This window comes from Spirulina subsalsa PCC 9445 (assembly GCF_000314005.1).
In the GTDB taxonomy this organism is placed as follows: domain Bacteria; phylum Cyanobacteriota; class Cyanobacteriia; order Cyanobacteriales; family Spirulinaceae; genus Spirulina_A; species Spirulina_A subsalsa.
Map to the genome: position 1 here is coordinate 2,683,999 of NZ_JH980292.1, position 16,722 is coordinate 2,700,720.

17 protein-coding genes and 1 riboswitch are annotated in these 16,722 nt (G+C 46.0%); of the genes, 7 read left to right on the plus strand and 10 right to left on the minus strand.

Annotated elements, in window-relative coordinates:
* Window positions 1-65: 65 nt before the first annotated feature.
* Window positions 66-803 (minus strand): response regulator transcription factor, encoded by a 738-nt coding sequence (locus SPI9445_RS0112310; RefSeq protein ID WP_017305053.1) that lies wholly within the window; start codon window positions 801-803, stop codon window positions 66-68.
* A gap of 436 nt (window positions 804-1,239) precedes the next feature.
* On the opposite strand from SPI9445_RS0112310, the gene SPI9445_RS0112315 reads away from it, so the two are divergent.
* Window positions 1,240-1,494, plus strand: coding sequence for a DUF6761 family protein (locus tag SPI9445_RS0112315; protein WP_017305054.1), 255 nt, complete (start codon window positions 1,240-1,242; stop codon window positions 1,492-1,494).
* A 426-nt stretch (window positions 1,495-1,920) separates the two neighbouring features.
* Here the strand turns inward: SPI9445_RS0112315 and grxD are convergent, their stop codons facing one another.
* Both grxD and SPI9445_RS0112330 read right to left on the minus strand, forming a co-directional pair.
* Window positions 1,921-2,244, minus strand: coding sequence for a Grx4 family monothiol glutaredoxin (gene grxD / locus SPI9445_RS0112325; RefSeq protein WP_017305056.1), 324 nt, complete (start codon window positions 2,242-2,244; stop codon window positions 1,921-1,923).
* Window positions 2,245-2,397: 153 nt separating this feature from the next.
* Window positions 2,398-2,649, minus strand: a complete 252-nt coding sequence (locus SPI9445_RS0112330) for a BolA family protein (RefSeq protein WP_017305057.1) — start codon at window positions 2,647-2,649, stop codon at window positions 2,398-2,400.
* Window positions 2,650-2,855: 206 nt separating this feature from the next.
* Between SPI9445_RS0112330 and SPI9445_RS0112335 the strand changes: the two genes are divergently transcribed.
* Both SPI9445_RS0112335 and SPI9445_RS0112340 read left to right on the plus strand, forming a co-directional pair.
* On the plus strand, window positions 2,856-3,731 hold the full coding sequence (locus tag SPI9445_RS0112335; protein WP_017305058.1) for a M48 family metallopeptidase: 876 nt from the start codon (window positions 2,856-2,858) through the stop codon (window positions 3,729-3,731).
* A 300-nt stretch (window positions 3,732-4,031) separates the two neighbouring features.
* Window positions 4,032-4,260: riboswitch (cyclic di-AMP (ydaO/yuaA leader) on the plus strand.
* Window positions 4,261-4,711: 451 nt separating this feature from the next.
* Window positions 4,712-6,049: an SLC13 family permease gene (locus SPI9445_RS0112340; RefSeq protein WP_017305059.1), complete on the plus strand. Its 1,338-nt coding sequence runs from the start codon at window positions 4,712-4,714 to the stop codon at window positions 6,047-6,049.
* Window positions 6,050-6,117: 68 nt separating this feature from the next.
* On the opposite strand, the gene SPI9445_RS0112345 is transcribed toward SPI9445_RS0112340, so the two are convergent.
* The 3 genes from SPI9445_RS0112345 to SPI9445_RS28525 form a co-directional block, all read right to left on the minus strand.
* A complete protein-coding gene (locus SPI9445_RS0112345; protein WP_017305060.1) occupies window positions 6,118-6,315 on the minus strand; it encodes a hypothetical protein in 198 nt (65 codons plus the stop codon).
* Window positions 6,316-6,486: 171 nt separating this feature from the next.
* Window positions 6,487-6,882, minus strand: a complete 396-nt coding sequence (gene msrB / locus SPI9445_RS0112350) for a peptide-methionine (R)-S-oxide reductase MsrB (RefSeq protein WP_017305061.1) — start codon at window positions 6,880-6,882, stop codon at window positions 6,487-6,489.
* A 198-nt stretch (window positions 6,883-7,080) separates the two neighbouring features.
* Window positions 7,081-7,182, minus strand: coding sequence for an AraC family transcriptional regulator (locus tag SPI9445_RS28525; protein ID WP_071525288.1), 102 nt, complete (start codon window positions 7,180-7,182; stop codon window positions 7,081-7,083).
* Window positions 7,183-7,877: 695 nt separating this feature from the next.
* On the opposite strand from SPI9445_RS28525, the gene SPI9445_RS0112355 reads away from it, so the two are divergent.
* The 3 genes from SPI9445_RS0112355 (at window position 7,878) to treY (ending at window position 13,190) form a co-directional block, all read left to right on the plus strand.
* Window positions 7,878-8,216 (plus strand): P-II family nitrogen regulator, encoded by a 339-nt coding sequence (locus SPI9445_RS0112355; RefSeq protein ID WP_017305062.1) that lies wholly within the window; start codon window positions 7,878-7,880, stop codon window positions 8,214-8,216.
* A 181-nt stretch (window positions 8,217-8,397) separates the two neighbouring features.
* Window positions 8,398-10,215: a malto-oligosyltrehalose trehalohydrolase gene (gene treZ, locus SPI9445_RS0112360; protein ID WP_017305063.1), complete on the plus strand. Its 1,818-nt coding sequence runs from the start codon at window positions 8,398-8,400 to the stop codon at window positions 10,213-10,215.
* A gap of 92 nt (window positions 10,216-10,307) precedes the next feature.
* Window positions 10,308-13,190, plus strand: coding sequence for a malto-oligosyltrehalose synthase (gene treY, locus SPI9445_RS0112365; RefSeq protein ID WP_017305064.1), 2,883 nt, complete (start codon window positions 10,308-10,310; stop codon window positions 13,188-13,190).
* Window positions 13,191-13,241: 51 nt separating this feature from the next.
* On the opposite strand, the gene SPI9445_RS0112370 is transcribed toward treY, so the two are convergent.
* Window positions 13,242-13,802: a redoxin domain-containing protein gene (locus SPI9445_RS0112370; RefSeq protein WP_026079747.1), complete on the minus strand. Its 561-nt coding sequence runs from the start codon at window positions 13,800-13,802 to the stop codon at window positions 13,242-13,244.
* A gap of 220 nt (window positions 13,803-14,022) precedes the next feature.
* Between SPI9445_RS0112370 and SPI9445_RS0112375 the strand changes: the two genes are divergently transcribed.
* On the plus strand, window positions 14,023-14,595 hold the full coding sequence (locus SPI9445_RS0112375; RefSeq protein WP_017305066.1) for a manganese efflux pump MntP: 573 nt from the start codon (window positions 14,023-14,025) through the stop codon (window positions 14,593-14,595).
* A gap of 126 nt (window positions 14,596-14,721) precedes the next feature.
* Here SPI9445_RS0112375 and SPI9445_RS27600 read toward each other — a convergent pair whose 3' ends face one another.
* The 3 genes from SPI9445_RS27600 to SPI9445_RS0112390 form a co-directional block, all read right to left on the minus strand.
* Complete coding sequence (locus SPI9445_RS27600; protein WP_017305067.1) at window positions 14,722-15,108, minus strand: peptidase associated/transthyretin-like domain-containing protein; 387 nt, start codon at window positions 15,106-15,108, stop codon at window positions 14,722-14,724.
* Between the two features lie 4 nt (window positions 15,109-15,112).
* Window positions 15,113-15,658 (minus strand): hypothetical protein, encoded by a 546-nt coding sequence (locus tag SPI9445_RS0112385; RefSeq protein ID WP_017305068.1) that lies wholly within the window; start codon window positions 15,656-15,658, stop codon window positions 15,113-15,115.
* A 114-nt stretch (window positions 15,659-15,772) separates the two neighbouring features.
* Complete coding sequence (locus SPI9445_RS0112390) at window positions 15,773-16,651, minus strand: peptidoglycan DD-metalloendopeptidase family protein (protein ID WP_017305069.1); 879 nt, start codon at window positions 16,649-16,651, stop codon at window positions 15,773-15,775.
* Window positions 16,652-16,722: the final 71 nt, after the last annotated feature.

Here is a 16,722-nt window from a genome sequence, read left to right on the forward strand (position 1 = left end):
ATTATCAATTCCCCTGCTCCCTTCTTGGGTCTAGCGTCTGGTGTTTTTCAGCCAGCCCGAACAACTCACGCTTCAGCCGTTGCTTGAACGGGTAGGGGAGGGGTTCGGACTCTGTGACGCAAGACTTCTGGGTTGAAACGATACCCGACATTGCGCACGGTTTGGATGATGTTGGGGCGACGAGGATGAGCTTCTAGTTTCTTGCGCAGGGAAAGAACGTGGGTGTCAATGGTGCGGGGATTGTCGATGGCATTGGGCCAAGCGCGTTCTAGGAGTTCTGAACGGGTTAGGGCGTCTCCTTCGGCTTGGGCTAAAATGTAGAGCAGGCTAAATTCTTGGGGGGTTAGCTCAATAATTTCTTCTTCAAATTCGACGCGGCGCTGGACTAAATCAATGCGCAGATCCCCATAAATTAGGTAAAGCGGCACGGAAGACAAACGCAGACGACGACAAAGCGCATCCACCCGCGCCATAAATTCCTGCACTCCAAAGGGCTTAACAAGGTAGTCATCGGCTCCGGCTTTTAATCCGGCGACTATATCGCTCTGGGTGTTGCGAGCGGAGAGCATTAAGGTCAAGGATTGTTTCCGTCGGTACAACCAACGGCACATTTCTAGTCCGTCTCCGTCAGGGAGATCAGAATCAATCACGACTAAGGTGGGCTGACGATCTCTCAGAATGATTCTGGCTTGGGCAATTCCAGTCGCTTGTTGTACCCAATACCCGGCTTGTTGTAAATGCCAACCTAAGAGCGATCGCAGATGAGGGTTTCCCTCAATAATCAAAATCTTAGCTAAACCCACGTTACCTTGTTTTGTCCTTTTTCTAGGAGTGGACTACAATCTACCTTAGCTTATGTCATGATTTTGTAACGTCCGCTACTGAGGGAAAATGAGGTCGCCTGCACAATGACTGCCAAATCTTAAAATCTGCGAGGGGGTTAGTCGGTAAGATAAACTATAGATATAACAAAACTGGAGATATAACAAGACTATCGTTATACCTCTCAAAACCTCAGAGTATTCTGAAAACCCTTGACAACCTTGTAGTTTAATACACCGAACTCAACCTAACCGAACAGACTTCAGGTAACGGACTTCAGATCAAGGTACTTTAACTGGGACTTGATCTGAATGGACTTCTAACCAGTCACCCGGTTTACTGTAGTTGATTCTCTGAACTGATTCTCTGAACTTAGTTTCCTGTACTGACTCCTACTGTTGATTTCAATTTAAGATCATGTTGACTGATACCCGTTCCGTCCGCTATTACCAACGCCTTACCGATGCTCTCGTGGAACTGTGGCGTAGGGGCAACCGTTTTAGTGAACTGCAACTCTATATGGATGGCTATTTAGCTTGCCTGCGTCAGAGTAACGCTTTGGAGCCTTACCTTGTCCATCGGTTGGAGGAGGAAGTGTTCCGCTTCTTAAGGGATCCGTCTAATTTTGAGTTGGCTATGGTTCAACCCCAAACAGAACCGGATTATTATTAGCGATCGCCAACCTCCACCCAACCCCTTAACTTTAGACTGGAAATCCAGACCAAATCGCCCATAGATCCCAAGTAGAGCAGACAAAACCCTCTAAAAATTACCGTTCATTTCTCCCGGTTTCAGAGCTTCCCCAGTCCCCTCGGATTGGCAATCTCCCTCACGACAACTCAGCATTGTAGCATAAGTTTTGCCAAATGCCCGAAAAATTCTCTGATTTTTTTGAGATTTCCTCAAGCCCTCCCGAGGGCTCTTGAACCGCACAAACAAGGGGACTGGAAGTGATCCAGTCCCCTCTCCTTGTGAATCCTCTTCTGTCACTCTGGAAGATTTTGACGAATCTTCGCCATCACAGCCAACGAGAGAATCAGGATTTGAACCTGATCTGACAGAAGAGAGTTAATCTGAATGTTAATCCAACTCCAACCACTAGGACGCGAGGGCAACCTCTACCACTTCTTGCAGTTCGCCATTTTGATAGAGTTCAATCATAATATCTGACCCCCCAATAAACTCCCCATTGATATAGACTTGGGGAATGGTTGGCCAGTTGGAATACTCCTTAATCCCTTGGCGAATGTCGTAATCGGACAAGACATCAAAGGTTTCAAAGGGAACCCCTAAAGTTCCTAAAATTTGCACCACATTATTAGAGAAACCACACTGGGGCATGAGTTTAGACCCCTTCATAAAGACAACAATTTTATCTTTTTTGACAATGCTTTCAATGCGTTCTTTTACTTCTGGTGTCATGGTTCTCCTCTAAAATTTTTTTTGACAAATAGATTGTTTTATGGTAGGGGAAAATTTGAATTTTTGGCAATTTTTCCCGACTATCCATTAAACTAGACTCAACAAGGCGGGATTCATCCGAAGTCTAACGGAGTGACGCGGACCTCTTACCATTTAACTAATGGCCTTCCAAGCTTCAGGGGTATAAGTTTTGAGGGCGAGGGCGTGAATAGCTTCTGAGGCCATAGCGTCTTTCAGTGCGCCATAGACCATCTGGTGCTGTTTGACCCGAGTTTGCCCCTCAAAGGCGGCGGAAACAACAGTTGCTTGTAGATGATCTCCACCCCCGGTCAAATCTTCAACCTTGACGTGAGCATCGGGCAACTGTTGTTTAATCATGGTTTCCACTTGCTCTAGGCTAACCATCCCAACTCCCAAAAAATAACAAAACTAGGTTTTATTGTATCGGGTTTGGTAGTCTCCCTACCGTTGATTCTATCTAGAGGTAGAGGGAAATTGAGGTTGAATCAAGAGAGGGAGTCACAGGAAATGGCAACAAATCCGTTCAGGATTTCGTCTTAACTCAGTAGTAAATTGATCTGAACTGTTCTATTGTTTCGCAACCTCCCATCATGTTTAAGCAACTCTCCCACTGGCTTTGGCGCTCTAAACCCCGTTGGTTGTATGGTGTCTTAACCCTCGTGACAGCATTCAGCTTATGGGTGATCACTCCTCAAGCGGTACAAGCGCGCTCTTGGCTAGAATTATTAATCCGAGGGGCGCAAGTCTTGCAACTCTCCAATATATCCGATCGTCAAGAGGTGGCGATTGGACAACAAATCAACGAGCAACTGGGGGTTCAACTGCGCCGTCGTGGTACCCCTTTAATAGCAAACAATCGAATGCTCAACGCCTATGTGAATGAGTTGGGCAACACTTTAGTCCAAGGCAGTGAACGGCCGAATATTCCCTATACGTTCCAAGTGGTGGCCGATCGAGATGTGAATGCTTTTGCCACGATGGGAGGGTTTGTTTATCTCAATGCGGGATTGTTATTGCTGGCGGATAATGAGGCGGAATTAGCCAGTGTTGTGGCTCACGAAATTGGTCATATTACAGCCCGTCATGCCATTCGACAAATGCGATCGCAAGCCATTACTCAAGGGTTACTCTCTGCGGCAGGTTTACAGCAAGATCAGGCGGTACAAATCGGGGTAGAGTTGGCACTGAATCGCCCCAATAGCCGAGAGGATGAACTGGAGGCGGATCGTTTAGGTTTAGCCATGTTGCGTCGTGCCAATTATGAACCTACGGCGATGATTTCCTTTATGCAGAAGTTACAGCGACAAGGGGGACAGATTCCCACCTTTTTGAGTACCCACCCGGCAACAGGCGATCGCATTCGTCTGTTACAGGAAATGCTCCGACAAAACCCACCCACAGAAACCGAAGTCCGAGGAGTGGCAACAGAACCCTATCAAGCCACGATTCGTCAATTACTGCGCTAATTCTGTTTTTCTTCTCAATCCAATCACCCGGTTTTTAGGGAGTTCATTCCCCCCGCAAAACCGGGTTTTTCCAATCGTGACATCCTCCCGACACCCACCCTAGGGGTACGGTGCGGGCTTCCCCATATCACTATATTGTTGGTTAATTTTCGGGGCATCGAACCCCTCAATTAACCGTCTTTCATCCCGACACTGAGCTAAATTTCAGAGTCTAGCAACCTTGCCTTTTTACCACTAAGATGTTATAATCCCCTGCAATAAGCAAGTCAGCCTAGTTCACAACCTTTTCTAGGAAAAACTTCTAGTGAAACGCTTTGCAAAAAAGCACTTGTGAAACGGAGGAACCAAACCCTGGGGCGTAAGCTTAGAAAGACTAATCCGGCTATATTACGGGGGTTCTTGCTTTTAGGGTTCGTCAGAATTCAGCAAGACGACTTACCACAAACATCTAGCCCGATTGAGGATTTAAGCGGGACATCTCTCAGTCCTAGCCCGTCAGCTAACTTCGTAGGCATTGAGAGGAGACTGAAAAGACAGCATTTTGAGTAAAAAACCTGCAAAGGTTTTTTCAATCAAATGATGAACTGATCAGTGAGTTATCTCCTCGTTTTTGGTTGGTACTTAAATCAACGGCTTGCCCGTACCCGCCTTAACTCTCAAAACAGTTCAATGCAAATCAATTCACAGAAGAGCCATCCATTTAGGATAATTTAGGACTCCTTCCATCATTATTGGCTTTCTAGAGCATTTCAGCCTCTAGAAATCCTGCCAGTATTGCCTCAAGTTTTGCGGGGATTATTCCTAATCGAAATCGGTTTTCATTAGGATAAACCCCATTTTTTCCAGCAAACTGGGCAGGAGTAACAGGACATTTGTCCAATGCAGATTAGACACAGCTTCTGAAAGTAGTGCCTAGCATCCCATGGGCAAAAATAGCGTCATTCCTATAATTTACATTCAAAACATTACACTCAAAAAATATGGACAATCTTCACGCTTTAATCACAACTAGCACCTTTTTTATTGTCATTTTGGCGATTGTATCCGAAAAACTTCACCTAATGATTGCCGCCTTTTTAGGCGCATTAGTGTTAGTTTTTACCCATGTTATGACCTTAACCGAAGCCATCGGCTATATTAGTCATAGCTACTCAACTCTTGCCTTATTTTTTGGCATTATGGTTTTAGTCCGCGCCTTTGAACCGACCCAAATTTTTAGTTACTTAGCCGGACAAATGGTTAAACTTTCCCGGGGAAGTGGCAAGCTTTTACTCCTCGGAATTGTCGCCATTACTACTCCCATTTGTGCGGTTTTACCCAATGCTACAACCGTGATGTTACTCGCTCCACTCATTCCACCTCTTGCCCAAGATATTGGCGTTGATTTTGTTCCCCTACTGATTTTAATGGTGCTAGTGTCGAATAGTGCAGGACTGCTAACACTCATTGGAGATCCCGCAACCTTTATTGTCGGCGATGGTATTAATATTACCTTTGTTCAATATCTCCAGCGTTTGAGTTTAGGGGGAGTCCTGGCTGTCTTAACTATTACTTGTTTACTACCCGTTTTATTTCCTAAAATTTGGAAGGCTCAATTTAAAGGACATGAAACCCTCAAACTTCCCACGATTAATCATCCTAAAGTTTTAGCGGTTGGTTCGGTGATTGTGGTCTTCGTGTTAACCTTATTCGTTATCGGTGAGTCTTTGCCCATTCCCATGCAGCCCGCCGCCGTGGCGTTATTAGGGGCAGGATTGGCACTATTGCTCGCCCATCAGACGAAAATTGACACGGTAAATAATATTATGAAAGATGTCGATTGGACAACTTTGATTTTTTTTATGTCTACCTTTGTCTTGATTGGAGGGTTAGAAAAAACCGGAGTAGTGCGACACATTTCTCTGCTTTTGGCAGCGATTTTAGGGCAAAATATTGTTTTAGGGTGTCTTTTATTGATGATCTTAGTGGCGCTGCTGTCTAGTGTTGTGCCGAATATTCCCCTAGTAGTAGCGATGGTTCCCTTGCTAAAAGAATATTTATTTAATATTGATTTGATCTCAGCCGATATGCTCAATCCGAACTTTTCAGGTCAACTGCCTCCTGTGGTTTTGCCTCTGTTTTATGCCATGATGTTTGGGGCAACCTTGGGGGGGAATGGAACCTTAGTCGGGGCTTCCGCCAATATTGTGGGGGCAGGTGTGGCAGAATTGCATGGGGGGAAAATCTCCTTTCACCGCTTTTTACGCTACGGAATGCCTGTCATGGCTGTGCAGGTGATGGTGAGTCTGGTGTTTATTGTGGTGGTGTTTTTGCGCTGAGTGGGAGGGGTGAAATGAAACGGACTCCCTGACGATTAGGGAGTCCGTTTGATCAGGAATTCTGAGAGTTAATAGTGATCCAACTGGTTCACTAAATCAAGGCACTTCTTCCATGTTTCCATTTCAAGAATCCAGTTTTCTCGTTCGCGGATGAGTTTGGTTTTATCCCCGACATAACTTTCTAGGATTAACCGCTTGCGTTCGAGTTGATATTCTAGTCTGTTAACCTCTGCCTGAATTTTGCCTTTGAGTTCCGAAACGTGCATGAGACTGTATCCTTTGGGCTTGTTTGTGGTAAAAGTGCTTTAATCTACCCCACAGAATATCACTTTGGAGGATGGATTCGCTGTCGCTCAGTAGATTGCTGGGTTGCTATCCATCCCCTCCCTGCAAGCGAGGAAGGGGAATTCCGCAACATTTTTGTTAAAGCAGGGGGGTTATTTCGGCTCGAAGTTCAAAGCGGCCGAGTTCATGCAGTAACGCTGTCCGGTGGGGGCGGGGCCGTCATCGAACACATGGCCGAGGTGAGCATCACAGGTGGCACAAAGGACTTCTGTCCGTACCATGAATAAACTGCGATCGCTCTCATAGGCAACATGATCCTCGGCAATGGGTGCATAAAAGCTCGGCCAGCCAGTCCCTGACTCGTACTTTGTCTCGGAGCTAAATAGTTCTGTCCCACAACAGACACATTTATAAATCCCGGCCTGCTTATTGTCATAATACTGCCCGGTAAAGGCTCGCTCTGTGCCTTTCTTGCGCGTCACCTTGAACTGTTCAGGGGTGAGTTGCTGTTTCCACTCAGACTCGGTTTTTTGAATTTTCTGCACCATATCTTGTTAATTTGAGGTTATTTTACGAAATGTTAAGTTTTTCTAACCCAAATTCTAACAAGAAGTTGCTGAGTAGGGGGAACAATCTCAATTAGGGAATGGGGAACAGGGGAGAGGGGGAGCAGGGGAGCAGGGGAGCAGGGGAGAGAGGGAGAATTGATAACTATTCCCTACTCCCTATTCCCTATTCCCTACTCCCTATTCCCTATTCCCTATTCCCGACTCCCGACTCCCGACTCCCGACTCCCCATTCCCGACTCCCGACTCCCCATTCCCGACTCCCGACTCCCGACTCCCCATTCCCGACTCCCTGTTCCCCGTTCCCTATTCCCTATTCCCTGTTCCCTATTTCTCGACTACAACGCCTTGTCCCTTCTCTCACAAGGATTATAGGCTTATAAGGCTTTATGAATAAAGTGTGAAGTTGTACTCAAATTTACAAAACTTCTCCATTCTCGGTGCTAGAAAGTGTCATGCCTGCCTACAAGCACAAGTCTTACACAACCGACTCTTCCGAGGGGTAGGGTGTAGGACGGGGGGATTCATCCTCTCAAACAATGATACAATCAAAGTCGGTTTGAATCTCCAAGGTGGGCAGTAGTGAGGCGACCTAAAATCCTTTTTAGAGTCAGCATCCTAGTCTCTGAAAGTAGAGTGCAGTCTGCCAACAGAGGCGGGGAAATCTCTTTAAAAGCTTAGGTGCTTCGATGGGGGACAAACCCAGAAAACCAGAACCTTTAAAAGTGAAACGCTGTAGGGCGGGACGCGCCCAAACAGGGTAAAAACAAGCCTGTGGAGACTGTGCCTCTGGGGTCTAAATGCCCAAACGAAGAGTTGCCCTTGCGGTGCAAATTCTCCGAGAGGGGACGGGAAAGAACTTCCCCTTTTAGATTTTAGGCAAAGTCGCTCAAGCAGGAATCTAACAGAGTGCATCTGTTGGAACGTCCAAACTGTACAGAGACAGACCACAAGATTTTTAAAGAGGAGTTGAACCCTTGAAGAAGGTAGAAGCTATTATCCGACCCTTTAAGCTTGATGAGGTTAAGATTGCTCTCGTCAATGCCGGAATCGTAGGGATGACTGTTTCTGAAGTCCGAGGTTTTGGACGGCAGAAGGGGCAAACCGAGCGCTATCGCGGTTCTGAGTACACGGTTGAGTTCTTACAAAAGCTAAAAGTGGAAATTGTGGTTGAAGATAGCCAAGTTGATATGGTCGTGGAAAAAATCGTTGCTGCCGCTAAGACGGGCGAAATCGGCGATGGTAAAATCTTTGTCACTCCGGTGGAACAAATTATTAGAATCCGCACGGGAGAGAAGGATTTAGAGGCCGTTTAGCGATCGCTCACCACTTCAGGATAACAAGGGGGACTGGGTTAAAACCTGTCCCCCTTTTACATACCCACCCACCCCTCTTGATTGACTACCAAATAGTACAAAAAGCCTAAAAGTCGCTAAAATAGAAAATCCTACTAAAATCAATGAAGAAAAGCGACCTGTTGCAATTTGGAAAAATACGATGAAACTGGGCAGTCATTATCTTGGTCATCAAAGTTGTCAATTTAGGGTGTGGTCGCCAACCAGAAAACAAGTCTCGGTGCATCTCCTCTCCCCTGAAGATCGATTAGTCCCCCTCACGCTGGGGGAAAATGGCTATTGGGAGGCCACAGTGGAAGGGGTTTCTCCCGGTACATACTATCAATATCAACTAGATGGGGATTTAGAGCGGCCGGATCCTGCGTCCCACAGTCAACCCCAAGGGGTTCACGGTCCATCGGAAGTTATCGACCAAAGCGCCTTTCTCTGGCAGGATACAGCATGGCGCGGTCTTCCCCTCTCCCAATATGTGATTTATGAACTCCATGTGGGGACATTCACCCCAGAAGGCACCTTTGAAGCCATTATTGACCGATTACCGGATCTCGTCGATTTAGGGATTAATGCTATTGAAATCATGCCTGTGGCTCAATTTCCGGGAAGTCGAAATTGGGGGTATGATGGCACCTTTATTTATGGGGTGCAAAATTCCTATGGGGGGGTGAACGGTCTAAAAAAATTGGTCAATGCTTGTCATCAAGCGGAAGTAGCGGTCATTTTAGATGTGGTGTATAACCATTTTGGCCCGGAAGGGAATTATTTATGGGCTTATGCACCCTATTTTACCGACCGCTATAAAACCCCTTGGGGAGATGCGGTGAATTTTGATCAAGGGGACTCTAATGAAGTACGAGAGTTTTTTATTCAAAATGCCCTTTATTGGCTAGAAACCTATCATATTGATGCTTTACGTTTAGATGCTGTTCACGCTATTTATGATTTAAGCGCCCAGCCTTTTTTACAACAGTTGGGGGCGGCTGTTGAAGGGTTTAATGAAAGCGCCGCTTATCCCCGCTATTTAATCGCTGAAAGTGATCTAAATGATGTGCGGGTGCTTCAGTCGCGGGAAACCGGGGGATTTGGTCATGCTAGCCAATGGTGTGATGACTTTCATCATGGGTTACATACCATTTTGACGGGGGAACGTTCCGGTTATTACTGCGATTTCGGTTCAATTGAACAACTGGCGAAGAGTTTTAAACAGGGGTATATCTACACCGGAGAATATTCGCCCCATCGTCGCCGCAATCATGGCAATGTGCCGAAAAATACGACGGGGGAAAATTTCGTGGTTTGTATTCAAAATCACGACCAAATCGGCAACCGTTTACTGGGGGATCGTTTAAGTACGTTAGTGGATTTTGAACGGTTGAAATTAGCGGCCGCGACGGTTTTATTGTCGCCCTTTGTCCCGATGTTATTTATGGGGGAAGAATACGGAGAAAAAGCCCCGTTTCAGTATTTTGTCAGTCACAGTGATCCGGGATTAATTGAAGGAGTGCGTCAGGGAAGGGCAGAGGAATTTAAGTCTTTTGGCTGGGAAAACGAGGTACCGGATCCCCAAGGTGAGGCAGTTTTTGAAGAGTCTAAACTCAACTGGGGACAAGGTTTTACGGGGGAAGGGCAGGTTTTGCGATCGCTCTATAAAACCCTCATCGCACTCCGAAAACAAAAACCCGCCTTATCCTCCTTAGATTTATCCCCAGTTCAAGTTCTCACCGTCTCCCCCAAAAACGTGCTATCTGTACAGCGCCAATCCGATCAAGGTTGTATCTTAGTGATATTCAACTACGAGGAATCTAACCTAGATTTTAACCCCAAATGCTCCCATTTAGCTTGGCACAAAATCCTAGAATCCACAGCCATCCAATGGCAAGGTTCCGGTTATAGTTACCCCGAAACCTTACCCGAAACCCTTTCCCTCGCCCCCCTAAGTTTTGTTGTGTATGAACAGCAATAAACAAGGTTAAAGTCGTTTTAAATTAGCTATCCAGTCGGTCTACTTTTTGACTCTCTTGGTTCACTATTCCCAAAGTTGGATGATTTCCTATGATGCAGTTTCCCTTAGCAACCTATCGCCTTCAATTTACCCCTAGCTTTGACTTCAAATCCGCCAAAGCTATTGTTCCCTATTTAGCAGAATTGGGGGTTTCTTACCTCTACGCCTCGCCCATTTTTAAAGCGCGTCAAGGCAGCACCCACGGTTATGATGCGGTTGATCCAAATATTATTAACCCCGAACTGGGAGGGATTGAAAAGTTTAATGATTTAGTGGAAAAACTGCACGAACACAATCTAAAATGGCTACAGGATATTGTCCCCAATCACATGGCCTTTGATAGTCAAAATACCATGCTTGTAGATCTGCTAGAAAATGGCTCAGATTCACAGTTTTATGGCTTTTTTGATATCAACTGGCATCATCCCTATGAGGGAATTCGCGGGCGGGTTTTAGCTCCCTTTTTGGGGCGTTTTTATGGGGACTGTTTAGAACATGGGGAGCTTAAGTTACAGTATGAGGAACAAGGACTCAGTGTTAACTATTACTCCCTAAAGTTTCCCATTCGGATTGAGTCTTACACCAAAGTTTTAACCTATGATTTGGGACGATTACGACAAAAACTAGGGCGCAGAAATCCAGATTTTGTTAAGTTTTTAGGGATTCTCTATGGGTTAAAATACATTCCTTCAGGAGAAGAAGGCAGCGAGCGCTATGATCAAATCTTCTTCATTAAAAGTATGTTATGGGAACTGTGGAATGATAACCCAGACATTCGCCAATTTATAGAGGAAAACATCGAAACCTTTAACGGAATCGTTGGCAAACCGGAAAGCTTCAATTTACTAGAAAACTTGTTAGATGAACAATTCTTTCGTCTCGCTTTTTGGAAAGTGGGGAATGAAGAGTTGAACTATCGGCGTTTCTTTACCGTCAATGATTTAATTTCCTTGCGTATTGAAGATCCCAATGTATTTGATACCACCCACTCCCTGCTGTTGCAATTGGTGGAAGAAGGAAAAATACAGGGGTTACGGATTGATCATATTGACGGACTTTATGATCCCGCAACCTATTTATTTCGTCTGCGAGATCGGGCAAATCATGCCTATGTGGTGATTGAGAAGATCCTAGAACCTCAAGAAGAACTCCCCATTAACTGGCCGATTCAAGGGACTACTGGCTATGATTACTTAAACATGGCGAATGGGGTATTTTGCTACAAAGAAAATGAGGCTAAATTTAACAAAATATATCACAGTTTTACTCGCTCAATTGTGAACTGTGAACAATTAATTGATGAGAAAAAACGCCTAATTGTCGGGAAACACTTAGCGGGGGATATAGATAATCTTGCCCACTTCCTCAAACAAATTTCTAGTCATTATCGCTACGCCAGTGACTTTACCATTTATGGGTTAAAAGGGGCGTTAGTTGAAGTAATGACGGCGTTTCCGGTCTATCGGACTTATATTAATAATGAGGAAGTCAGCACCTCGGATCGGAACTACATTAAACAAGTCATTGCCAAAGCTAAGGAAACCATGCCAATTTTCTTAAATGAGTTGGCATTTATTGAGAAGTTTCTGTTACTAGAGTTTGATGATTACTTAACTCAGGAAGAAAAAGAGCAATGGCTACATTTTGTTATGCGCTTACAACAGTTTACGGGGCCTTTGATGGCGAAGGGGGTCGAAGATACGGTTTTATATATCTACAACCGTTTGTTGTCACTCAATGAAGTCGGTTCTCATCCTACCCATTTTGGGGTGTCGATTGAGGAGTTTCACCAATTTAATCACCATCAAATGGCTTATTGGCCCCATAGCATGAATGCCAGTGCAACTCATGACACTAAACGGGGGGAAGATGTGCGCAGTCGGATTAATGTGTTGTCGGAAATTCCCGAGGAGTGGGAGGCAAAATTAAAAGAGTGGCGAGAGATTAACGCCGCACAAAAGGGGTGTGTTGAGGGAATTGATGTTCCGGATCCCAATGATGAATATTTCCTCTATCAAACCCTATTGGGAACGTTCCCCTTTTATGAGGAAGAATATCCGGTTTTTGTTGAGCGAATCAAGGAATATATTATTAAGGCAATTCGGGAGGCTAAGGTTTACACAGCATGGCTCAAACCGGACACGGGGTATGAGGAAGGATTTACCAGTTTTGCGGAACGATTGCTTAAGGATTCACCGAATAATGAGTTTTTAAACGCCTTTCGACCCTTTCAGCGTAAGATACAACACTATGGGGTGTTTAATTCTCTCTCCCAAACCTTGTTAAAGTTTACGGTGCCTGGACTGCCTGATATTTATCAGGGAACGGAATTATGGGATTTGAGTTTGGTGGATCCAGATAATCGTCGTCCGGTAGATTTTAAGGTGCGGAATAAGTTCCTCAAGAGTATCAAACGGGGGATTGAGAAAAATCCCTTGGCACTGGTGGAGGAGTTGTTAGCCCATCCCGAAGATGGACGGATTAAGTTGTTCTTGATCTATCAATTGCTGCAAACGCGACAGGAGTATAGTGAGTTATTCCAACGGGGAGACTATCAAAAGTTAACGGTGATGGGGAGTTGGCAGGATCATGCGGTGGTGTTTTCTCGCACTTGGGGAGATCATACGGTGATTGCGATCGCACCTCGTCTCTTCACCAGTTTAATGAAAGAGGACGAACTCCCCCTAGGAGAACAAGTCTGGCAAGAAACGCGCATCTCCCTCCCCCCCGGATCCCCCACCCACTGGCAGAATAGGATTACTGGGGAAGAGATCAAGGGAGAAGATGCACTCTTTCTGCGGGATATTCTGCAACATTTCCCGGTAGCACTTTTAATTAGTGTGCTACCCCAAGCGGAAAAGCCCCTCAGTGATGGTGTAAAGGCTCTAGAAGAGGGTTCTAAAAGTAAAAACCGCAAAAAAGACCTAGCGGCTTGATTCGGGCTGGCTGAGAAAGTCTAAGCAGAGAGAATAAGCAACCTTGACAAGTTAAGGTTGCTTATTCCCTGACTGTAACTCATCCAAACTCGCCAAAACCTCCGTGCTATGAATCGCAGGTTGTACCCCGAGGAACACCTTGCGCAACAGACCGTCCGGGTCAATTAAATAGGTGTGTCGTAGAGACATATAACCCAACCAAGACCCATAGATTTTACTCACCGTCCCATCCGTATCCGCCAAAAGCGGGAACTTCAACCCTTGGGAGTCGCAGAATTCCCGATGGGAGTCTACATCATCCACACTCACCCCTAAAATTTGGGCGTTGCGCTGTTGGTATTTGGGAAAATCTTGCTGAAAACGCTTGGCCTCCAACGTACAACCCGGGGTGAAGTCCTTGGGGTAAAAATATAATACTACCCACTGCCCTCGATAGTCCGAGAGGGCAATGCTCCCATCCCCGGTGTTGGTGGGTAAGCTAAAATCTGGGGCAGGTTGATTTAAACTGGGTTGCGGCCCCCCTAATGCCCAAGCTGGGATCACATGAACCCCGTTGATTAACAAGGCCAAACCCATAACACAAAGGAATTTTAGAAAATGACGGCGTACCATAGTTAACTGGTTCTTATGTTCTAAGAAATTATTATCCTGAAACGCTATAGTATAATAGCAAAAAGAGGCAAAGCCTAATTTTTTGTATTTCTTCCACCAAACACTGATTTACAATTCAAATATTTTAATTTTACAATGGTATTTTTTTAATCTTTTGCACAAATTCTTTCATATTTTAAGTGTTCTATCTTAACGACTCATCCTAAAACCCCCAAGATTGATGGAATTCTCAACAATTGGACTAATTGCCCTAGGACTATCGGCGGATGCCTTTGCTGTGTCTATTTCTAGTGGTTTATTTATTCGGAACATTAAAGTTAATAAAGCGCTGAAAATCGCCTTATTTTTCGGTGGACTCCAGATGATAATGCCCTTAGTCGGCTGGGAGATAGCGCGTAATTTTCGGGAATTCTTCAGCTATTTTAGCCCTTGGATTGCTTTTATCCTGTTGTCTTTTATCGGATCTAAAATGGTCTATGAGGCTTTAGCAAAAGTCCAAGAAGAAGAGAAAAAGTTTAACCCTCTAGATAACTATACTTTGCTAATTTTAGCTATTGCTACGAGCATTGATGCTCTAGTGGCGGGGGTTAGTTTTTCTCTGTTGGAAGTTGCCCTAATTCCAGTGGTGACAATTATTGGCATGACTACTTTTTCCCTGTGTTTTTGTGGGGTATTAATTGGGCATCATTGCGGGGATTTATTCCGCTCTAAGGTGGAACTTATTGGCGGTTTGTTGTTAATTGCTATTGGGGTGAAGATATTGCTTGAAAATATTTGGGTAGTGGGGGGGTAAACCCCCCAGTTTTCTCTGGGAGAAGCAGGGGGGCGGGATTTCCCCCTAGAAAGCCAAGGATAAGGATTTCTAGGGGGAATATCTTGCCGGAAATATGGCGAGGGAATGCTCCCTCTAAGGAGTTCGTCAAAGCAGAAGCGTCAGAAAATTACTGTGTCCTTCTGATTCCACGTAGACGGTCCAACGCCCTCGTCTCGCTAAGTTAGGAGAAAAGGTATATTCTCCCTGAGCGTTGAGGACTCCGGTTCTCCAAGGATTGGCAGAATCCCCCGGAGCAAAGATGCTAATGCGTCCATGAGCCATAGCTTCACCTGTGCTGTAGCGCACGGTGATGGTAATGCTTGTCACCTGAGCATTCCGAGGTAATGTGCTGTCGGAATAGGTGACGAGATTGCCGTTGCGGGTACGGACTTGAATGGCAGCACGCATCCCCACTTCATGGGCGCTGGCGCTTAGGGGGATTAGAAGAGCAATCAACAGAGACAAAAGGCGAATCTTAACAGAGTTGATCATCTCCTTAATCGCAAGCGGTTACACCTTCGGCACAATAGAGACTCCACCAAGGATTAAGTTCTAGGGCATCGGGTTCGGCTAGACTCATGCCTAGTAATTCTTGGAAGTTGGTGTCTGCTCCTCCATAACGAACGTGCATATGAATGGGGTCGCCGTGGGGCGCTCGTAGGGCAACATACTTAAAGGCGCTACAGGTGGGATCTTCAGAGGTGAGTTCAAACAGATCCCAGATTGAGCTTTGATATTCGGGATAGTAGAAAGGATCTGGTAAAGCGCCCTGATAGGAATAAGTGCAATTTTGGGCGATGGGATCGTTTCCGCTTAAATCCCGATAAAAGGAGAACCGTTCCATGCGTTCAAAGACAATCCGCCCGGGATTACGGGGATCATGGAGTGAGTTGGGGACGCTCGTATCTAGGGTAAAGACTCCATTCACGCCTAAATATTCGACGTTGGCATTGGGGGATTTGAAATCCGAGGCTTCTAGAGGAGAAGCCCCAATCAAACTAATAGCGATCGCACTGGTAAGAGCCAAGCTAGATCGTTTCATGAATCACACACTCCTTAACCATAATGTAAAGTTAACCCTGATGTTGGGTTATCGCTCATTAGGTTACTAAGCGCGGACTTCGTTTTCTATGCCCTGAACCGGGATGGGGGATAGCTAAAATCCCAACTCACCGAGCAAATTTTGAGCGGCCGAGGGAAAATGGAGGGCGGGATCTTGGGCAACCCAACCGATGGGGGACTGGGAACGGACTTCAAAATGTAAATGAGGCTGGTCAATATCGGGGCGACCGCTATTGCCTACGGTGCCGAGGGTGTCCCCGGTGTTCACCCGTTGCCCGGTGCTGACGAAAATCTCCCCGAGATGGGCGTAACGGGTTTGTAGATTGCCCTCATGGTTAATAATGACCACGTTTCCATAGTTGCCCTGTTGTCCGGCAAAGACCACCACCCCCTGATCGGCGGCTAAAACGGGGGTATTGAGGGGGGCGAGGAGATCCAGCCCACTGTGAAAGGTGGATTGTTGGGTTTCGGGGTTTTCTCGCCAACCGTAGGCTAAACCGAGGGTGAGGGGTTGGGGGAGGGGAAACCCGGCTAGTCCGGTGTAGTTGGGGGTTGGGTCGTTGGAGTCTGCCCAGTTGATGCCGGGGATAAAGACGGTTTCGCTGGGGGGTTGACAGCCGTTCATTTCAAATAATACATCGGCGCGAACTCCATAGGATTGGGCGATACTTTCCCAAGTGGCTCCGCGGGGGGGGGTGATGGAGATGCCGTTGAGGGGGGGAATCAGCAGTTCTTGTCCGACGGGTAAGCGTCCCTGACGGAGGCTGGGGTTGAAGTAGATAATGACATCAGAGAGGATTCTGTATTGTTGTGCGATCGCCTCTAAACTATCTTGAGCCGTCACAGTATGGCGACGCAACCGGGAGAGAACTGGTTCAGGACAGACAGACTCTTGCGCCAAACTGGGAGAGGGGAGTAAGAGAAACGGTAGAGCAAGGAGAGCAGAGAGAGAGGCATTCCAGTAAGATGACATGAAAATTCAGGTTAAACAACAACGTCCTCCCCTAGTGTAGTCCGTTCGTAGTTGGGCTTCAGCCCCCAATT